Below are 7247 nucleotides of genomic sequence, written 5' to 3' on the forward strand. Positions count from 1 at the left end.
TCCAAGCGGGTTGAACAGGCCAAACGGAAGGCAGGACGGTTGTGGGCAGATGTGGTGCGTCAGAATCTACCGTGTCTGCAGCGGTCATCCGGGACGCCGATCCATCAAGCGTTGTCGGCGCTTCGGGATTTTGGTTGGGTGTAAAAAAATGGAATACAATATCATCACTTCAAGATGAGGGATGAGAGTCCAAAAGCGCTTACGATATCAATTCCTGAAAATGGTTCGCTAACTAGTGATTGACAACACCCGTAGTGAACCGAAAAAATGTTCTCCACAAAGTCTTGACTGACTCGCGAAACCTTTTGACATAGACGATATGCGTGAGGCTGTGAAAAAATATATTGGTTAACCGTTGACAGCTTTTTGAACTTTTTTCACAAAGTTTCGTTCGTTTCGGTGAATAATGTTGATGTGCGGAAACAAAGTTTGTTATTCTTATAATGTACATACTATTCGATGTCGTCTTGTATAAATTTGTCGTATTTTGGTCATTGTACATGTGAAAGGCGCTTTCGGATAGTGAATAATGGCTATATTTAAGGAGGATTTAGCGATGCCTTTAGTTTCGATGACGGAAATGCTTAAACAAGCATTGGCAGGCAAGTATGCAGTCGGTCAATTCAATATTAACAACTTAGAATGGACACAAGCGATTTTAGCAGCAGCGGAAGAAGAAAAATCTCCTGTGATCCTTGGCGTGTCTGAAGGAGCAGCTCGCTACATGGGCGGCTTCAAAACGATTGTGAACATGGTGAAAGGATTAATGGAAGACATGAACATTACGGTTCCTGTCGCTATTCACCTTGACCACGGTTCAAGCTTTGAAAAATGTAAAGCGGCGATTGACGCTGGATTTACATCTGTTATGATCGATGCATCACATCATCCGTTTGAAGAAAACGTTGAAATTACATCAAAAGTTGTTGAGTACGCTCATGCGCGTGGTGTATCTGTTGAAGCGGAGTTAGGAACAGTTGGCGGACAAGAAGATGACGTTGTTGCAGAAGGAATTATTTATGCAAATCCAGATGAGTGCGAAGAACTTGTCAAGCGCACAGGCATTGACTGTTTAGCGCCAGCGCTCGGTTCTGTACACGGTCCATACAAAGGAGAGCCAAAATTAGGATTTAAAGAGATGGAAGAAATTCGCGATCGTACAGGTGTACCGCTCGTTTTACACGGTGGAACGGGCATCCCAACAGAACAAATTCAACGTGCCATTTCGCTTGGTACATCTAAAATTAACGTGAATACAGAAAACCAAATGGCGTTTACAAAAGTTGTGCGTGAAGTGTTAGCGAAAGATGAAAAAGTGTACGATCCACGCAAATTCCTCGGCCCTGGTCGCGATGCGATTAAAGAAACAGTCATCGGCAAAATGCGCGAATTTGGTTCTTCCGGCAAAGCGTTGTAATACAAGCCGCACCGTTTCAGCCTTGCTGAAGCGGGCGGTTTTGTTTCATTCTATTTTTGAAAGCGTTTAGGAGGTTGAAAATTATGAAATTTTTTATTGACACGGCAAACATTGATGAAATTCGCCACGCCCATGAACTAGGCATTTTAGCGGGAGTAACAACAAATCCAAGCCTCGTCGCAAAAGAAAACGTATCGTTCCACGATCGTCTTCGTGAAATTACGTCTCTCGTTTCCGGTTCCGTTAGTGCGGAAGTGATCGCAACGGATGCAGAAGGCATGATTGCAGAAGGGGAAGAATTAGCGAAAATCGCACCGAACATTACGATTAAAGTGCCGATGACGCCAGAAGGGTTAAAGGCGGTAAAAGTATTTAGCGAAAAAGGAATCAAAACAAATGTCACGCTTGTTTTTAGCGCGAATCAAGCGTTGCTAGCGGCGCGTGCTGGTGCGACATACGTATCGCCGTTTTTAGGTCGTTTAGATGATATCGGTCATAACGGCTTAGATTTAATTGAAACGATTGCGAACATTTTTGCCATCCACGACATTGATACAGAAATTATCGCAGCATCAATCCGTCATCCGCAACATGTGACAGAAGCAGCATTAAAAGGTGCACACATTGCGACAGTGCCTTACAACGTGCTTATGCAACTATTTAAACATCCGCTTACAGATCAAGGCATCGAAAAGTTTTTAGCAGACTGGAATAAAGCAAACCAAAAATAATGATTTAGCAGTTTTCCGTCGCGTTCTAGGACTTGCTTTGCGAGAAGGGAGACACATATGGAAAAGTTAAAAATTGTCGGCGGTGACCTCCTTCAAGGATCCGTGCGCATTAGTGGAGCGAAAAATAGCGCCGTCGCGCTCATTCCAGCCGCTATTTTAGCCAACTCACCTGTAGTCATTGAAGGGTTGCCGAACATTTCAGACGTTCATGTGCTAGGACAATTAATTGAAGAAATTGGCGGTACATTTCATTTTGACGAAAACGAAGTCGTCATTGACCCGTCGCATATCGTTTCCATGCCTTTGCCGAACGGAAAAGTAAAAAAATTACGCGCGTCATATTACTTGATGGGCGCGATGCTTGGACGTTTTAAAAAAGCGGTCATCGGCCTTCCAGGTGGTTGCCATTTAGGGCCGCGCCCAATTGATCAACACATTAAAGGGTTTGAGGCGCTTGGAGCGAAAGTGACTAACGAGCAAGGAGCGATTTATTTACGGGCGGAAGAGCTTCGCGGAGCGCGCATTTATTTAGACGTTGTCAGCGTTGGGGCGACGATTAACATTATGTTAGCTGCAGTCTTAGCAAAAGGGAGAACGATTATTGAAAACGCGGCAAAAGAGCCGGAAATTATTGACGTTGCGACGTTGTTGACGAACATGGGCGCGCGTATTAAAGGAGCAGGAACGGATGTCATTCGCATTGACGGAGTGGAACAGTTGCACGGTTGCCGCCATTCCATTATTCCGGATCGCATTGAAGCGGGGACGTATATGATTATCGGTGCGGCCATGGGGAAAGAAATGATTATTGACAACGTCATTCCGCAGCATTTGGAAGCAGTCATTGCAAAAATGCGAGAAATGGGTGTTGTTGTTGAAGCGAGCGATGACCAAATTTTTATTGCCACGAAAGATCATCTTCGTGCCGTCGATATTAAAACGCTCGTTTACCCCGGCTTTCCGACCGATTTACAACAGCCATTCACTTCACTATTAACGAAAGCGTCTGGGACGAGCATTGTCACAGATACAATTTATAGCGCCCGATTTAAACATATTGATGAATTGCGGCGTATGAACGCCAATGTGAAAGTCGAAGGACGTTCAGCCATTATTACAGGTCCATCACGACTACAAGGAGCAAAAGTGCGTGCAACCGATTTGCGTGCAGGTGCCGCGCTTGTCGTCGCCGGATTAATGGCCGAAGGGGTTACAGAAATTACAGGATTAGAGCATATTGATCGCGGCTACAGCAACTTAGCTGACAAACTTGTCAACCTTGGCGCTACCGTTTGGCGCGAACAAATGACAGAACAAGAAATCGAACAACTGAAGAACACATAATGCACCAAAGGGGAGAGGGAGAAACGATGGAAAGAAGTTTATCGATGGAGCTCGTCCGTGTCACAGAAGCTGCTGCATTAGCTGCAGCTCGCTGGATGGGGCGCGGGAAAAAAGACGAAGCAGATGAAGCGGCCACGTCTGCGATGCGCGACGTATTTGATACGATTCCGATGAAAGGAACGGTCGTTATCGGTGAAGGGGAAATGGACGAAGCACCGATGCTATATATTGGGGAAAAGCTTGGCAACGGTTACGGTCCGCGCGTTGATGTGGCGGTTGATCCGCTTGAAGGGACGAATATTGTCGCTTCTGGTGGGTGGAACGCGTTAGCGGTTGTCGCTGTGGCGGATCACGGCAATTTGCTTCATGCGCCAGATATGTACATGGACAAAATTGCGGTTGGGCCAGAAGCGGTCGGCATGATCGACATTAATGCGCCGATTATCGATAATTTAAAAGCTGTTGCTAAAGCGAAAAATAAAGATATTGAAGACGTTGTGGCGATCATTTTAAATCGTCCGCGCCACGAGCGCATCATTGCAGAGTTGCGTGAAGCAGGAGCGCGCATTAAGCTCATTAATGACGGTGACGTCGCTGCTGCAATTAATACAGCGTTTGATCATACAGGTGTAGACATTTTATTTGGGTCAGGAGGCGCCCCAGAAGGGGTGTTAGCCGCTGTGGCGCTCAAATGTCTCGGTGGGGAAATACAAGGGAAGCTATTGCCACAAAACGATGCGGAACTAGAGCGATGCAAAAAAATGGGATTAGATGTAAACCGTGTATTGCGCATGGAAGATCTCGTAAAAGGTGACGACGCCATTTTTGCAGCCACGGGTGTGACGGACGGAGAATTGTTGCGCGGTGTGCAATTTAAAGGAACGTATGGCGAGACGCACTCCGTTGTCATGCGTGCGAAATCAGGTACCGTTCGTTTCATTGAAGGGCGCCATAGCTTAAGGAAAAAGCCGAACCTCGTCATCAAATAATCGCGGGATGCGCGAACTTTTCGCGCTCTCGCTCTTTTTCTATTGATTGACAATATAAAAAAAGGGTAAAATAGTCATGTTACGTTTCTTCTCGTCATCATCTTTTCGTCTTCGCTGTTTCCATCCAAAAGAGCAATTCATGAAAATTAAATAAAAGAGTGGTGTAAGTATGGAGTTAGGAGATTTAACGATTGCAACGCTAGAAAATATGACGATTAAAGAGCTATATGAATTAGCTCGCCAATACAAAGTTTCGTATTACAGTAAACTGACAAAGAAAGAATTGATTTTTGCCATTTTAAAAGCGCGCGCTGAACAAGACGGCCTCTTTTTCATGGAAGGCGTGCTTGAAATTATTCAATCAGAAGGATTCGGTTTTTTGCGTCCAATTAACTATTCCCCTAGTTCGGAAGATATTTATATTTCCGCATCGCAAATTCGCCGCTTTGATTTGCGCAACGGTGATAAAGTATCAGGAAAAGTGCGCCCGCCAAAAGAAAATGAACGGTATTTCGGCTTGCTGCACGTCGAGGCAGTAAACGGTGAAGACCCAGAAATTGCGAAAGAACGCGTTCACTTCCCGGCGTTGACACCGCTTTATCCGAACCGACAAATGAAACTAGAGACGACACCAGACAAGCTATCTACTCGCCTCATTGATCTGATTGCTCCGATCGGATTCGGTCAGCGCGGTTTAATTGTTGCGCCTCCGAAAGCGGGAAAAACGATGTTGTTAAAAGAAATTGCCAACAGCATTACGACAAATCATCCAGATGTTGAACTCATCGTTTTGCTTATTGATGAGCGCCCAGAAGAAGTGACGGATATTGAACGTTCTGTATCGGCGGATGTCGTCAGCTCCACGTTTGATGAGGTGCCGGAAAACCATATTAAAGTGGCGGAGCTTGTGCTCGAACGTGCGATGCGCCTCGTTGAACATAAGCGTGATGTCGTTATTTTAATGGATAGTATTACGCGTTTAGCGCGCGCATACAACTTAGTCATTCCTCCAAGCGGACGTACGTTATCGGGAGGAATTGACCCGGCCGCATTCCACCGTCCGAAACGGTTTTTTGGAGCGGCGCGAAACATCGAAGAAGGGGGCAGCTTAACGATTTTAGCTACTGCTCTTGTCGATACAGGTTCGCGCATGGACGATGTCATTTATGAAGAATTTAAAGGAACGGGAAATATGGAGCTTCATCTCGATCGCTCATTAGCGGAAAAACGAATTTTCCCTGCTATCGACATTCGTCGTTCTGGCACGCGAAAAGAAGAGTTATTAATTCCAAAAGAACATTTAGAAAAATTGTGGACAATTCGTAAAACGATGTCAGATACGCCAGACTTTATTGAACGATTTATTCATCGATTAAAGCAAACGAAAACGAACGAAGAGTTTTTTGCGATGCTGGATGAAGAGTGGAAAGCAGCCGGAAATTTGAAACGGTTATAAATGGATAGTTGCAAAACAGTGATACGGTTGTTATAATTTTGTCATGTGTGTTTTTTATTGCATATAAACTCTGTTTCGAAAAGATTCAGGGCGGAAGGAGATGAAATGAGATGAAAGCAGGAATCCATCCAAACTATAAAAAAGTGATGGTTAAATGCGCGTGTGGAAACGAGTTTGAGAGCGGTTCTGTGAAAGACGAAGTGCGCGTAGAAATTTGCTCAGCGTGCCACCCATTCTACACAGGACGTCAAAAATTCGCTTCTGCTGCAGGACGTGTTGATAAATTTAACAAAAAATACGGCCTTAAGTAATCCGTATATCATGAAAACAGGCAAGCGAACTTTTTTCACTTGCCTGTTTTTTTCGTGAAAGTTTGAAAGAAAGGGGTCGCCCTGATGTATGTTATGAAGCAATCCGGCTGGCTAGAAGTCATTTGCGGTAGCATGTTTTCCGGAAAATCGGAAGAACTGATCCGCCGCGTACGTCGCGCACAGTTTGCGAAACAAGAAGTGAAAGTGTTTAAGCCAGCGATCGATAATCGATATAGCGAAGAAGCAGTTGTTTCTCATAATGGAACATCTGTTATTGCTATTCCTGTGTCATGTGCATCAGACATTCGAAAGCACTTGACAACGCATACAGACGTTGTCGCGATTGATGAAGTGCAATTTTTTGATGGACATGTCGTTGATGTTGTTCAACAGCTCGCCGATGAAGGATACCGTGTCATTGTTGCTGGTTTAGATCAAGATTTTCGCGGCGAACCGTTCGGACCTGTTCCAACGCTGATGGCGATTGCTGAATCGGTGACAAAGCTACAAGCTGTTTGTACCGTTTGCGGTTCCCCTGCCTCGCGCACACAGCGGCTCATTAATGGGCGTCCAGCATCTTACCACGATCCCGTCATTTTAATCGGAGCAAGCGAATCGTACGAACCACGATGCCGCCATCATCATGAAGTGCCTGATCATCCAAAGAAAAATAAAGCATGTAAAGAAACGACCACTCGTCCATAAGTGTGAGTAAAATATTTGTGGGTGACATTCAGGAATGATTCCCCGACGAGGGTTGCGAACTTTTGTTCGCGACGCTCGTCGGGGCCACCAAGCGAAGCGCGGTAGAAAAAAGCAAATGTCATGCAAAAAGGACTCTCTCCCTGCTATGATGGTGATGACCAACATCAATAAAACAGGAGGGAGAGAGTCCATGAAACATTTTACCACAGAATGGCCTTTATTAAAAGAGCTGGAGGAACAATTAGTCAGAACTCTTCAAAAGGTGTTCGCTGTCTTGTTGGCGGCCCTTTTGGA

7 protein-coding genes and 1 pseudogene are annotated in these 7247 nt (G+C 45.1%); all 8 read left to right on the top strand.

The window, feature by feature from the left end; all coding sequences use genetic code 11:
* Positions 1–144, top strand: a pseudogene (locus LH47_RS15635) (UPF0236 family protein); the annotation flags it as partial.
* 412 nt (positions 145–556) lie between these two features.
* Positions 557–1417 (top strand): class II fructose-bisphosphate aldolase, encoded by an 861-nt coding sequence (locus tag LH47_RS13690; RefSeq protein WP_043968461.1) that lies wholly within the window; start codon positions 557–559, stop codon positions 1415–1417.
* 83 nt (positions 1418–1500) lie between these two features.
* The gene (gene fsa / locus LH47_RS13695; protein WP_035020152.1) at positions 1501–2148 is read left to right on the top strand and encodes a fructose-6-phosphate aldolase; all 648 of its coding nucleotides are present in this window, start codon (positions 1501–1503) and stop codon (positions 2146–2148) included.
* A gap of 57 nt (positions 2149–2205) precedes the next feature.
* Positions 2206–3492, top strand: a complete 1287-nt coding sequence (locus LH47_RS13700) for a UDP-N-acetylglucosamine 1-carboxyvinyltransferase (RefSeq protein WP_043968462.1) — start codon at positions 2206–2208, stop codon at positions 3490–3492.
* Positions 3493–3518: 26 nt separating this feature from the next.
* On the top strand, positions 3519–4481 hold the full coding sequence (gene glpX / locus LH47_RS13705; RefSeq protein ID WP_009360978.1) for a class II fructose-bisphosphatase: 963 nt from the start codon (positions 3519–3521) through the stop codon (positions 4479–4481).
* A gap of 169 nt (positions 4482–4650) precedes the next feature.
* Complete coding sequence (gene rho / locus LH47_RS13710; RefSeq protein ID WP_043968465.1) at positions 4651–5937, top strand: transcription termination factor Rho; 1287 nt, start codon at positions 4651–4653, stop codon at positions 5935–5937.
* Between the two features lie 110 nt (positions 5938–6047).
* Positions 6048–6248 carry a 50S ribosomal protein L31 gene (gene rpmE / locus LH47_RS13715; RefSeq protein WP_003397039.1) on the top strand — a complete coding sequence of 67 codons (201 nt, stop codon included), beginning with the start codon at positions 6048–6050 and terminating at the stop codon, positions 6246–6248.
* 84 nt (positions 6249–6332) lie between these two features.
* Positions 6333–6953, top strand: a complete 621-nt coding sequence (locus LH47_RS13720; protein ID WP_043968467.1) for a thymidine kinase — start codon at positions 6333–6335, stop codon at positions 6951–6953.
* Positions 6954–7247 lie beyond the last annotated feature (294 nt).

It is taken from the genome of Anoxybacillus thermarum (assembly GCF_000836725.1).
GTDB classification, from domain to species: domain Bacteria; phylum Bacillota; class Bacilli; order Bacillales; family Anoxybacillaceae; genus Anoxybacillus; species Anoxybacillus thermarum.

Bases quoted from the DNA above. Each gene is read 5' to 3' on its own strand.
- rpmE (WP_003397039.1), top strand. From the start codon at position 6,048: ATGAAAGCAGGAATCCATCCAAACTATAAAAAAGTGATGGTTAAATGC.
- LH47_RS13700 (WP_043968462.1), top strand. From the start codon at position 2,206: ATGGAAAAGTTAAAAATTGTCGGCGGTGACCTCCTTCAAGGATCCGTG.
- glpX (WP_009360978.1), top strand. From the start codon at position 3,519: ATGGAAAGAAGTTTATCGATGGAGCTCGTCCGTGTCACAGAAGCTGCT.
- fsa (WP_035020152.1), top strand. From the start codon at position 1,501: ATGAAATTTTTTATTGACACGGCAAACATTGATGAAATTCGCCACGCC.
- rho (WP_043968465.1), top strand. From the start codon at position 4,651: ATGGAGTTAGGAGATTTAACGATTGCAACGCTAGAAAATATGACGATT.
- LH47_RS13720 (WP_043968467.1), top strand. From the start codon at position 6,333: ATGTATGTTATGAAGCAATCCGGCTGGCTAGAAGTCATTTGCGGTAGC.
- LH47_RS13690 (WP_043968461.1), top strand. From the start codon at position 557: ATGCCTTTAGTTTCGATGACGGAAATGCTTAAACAAGCATTGGCAGGC.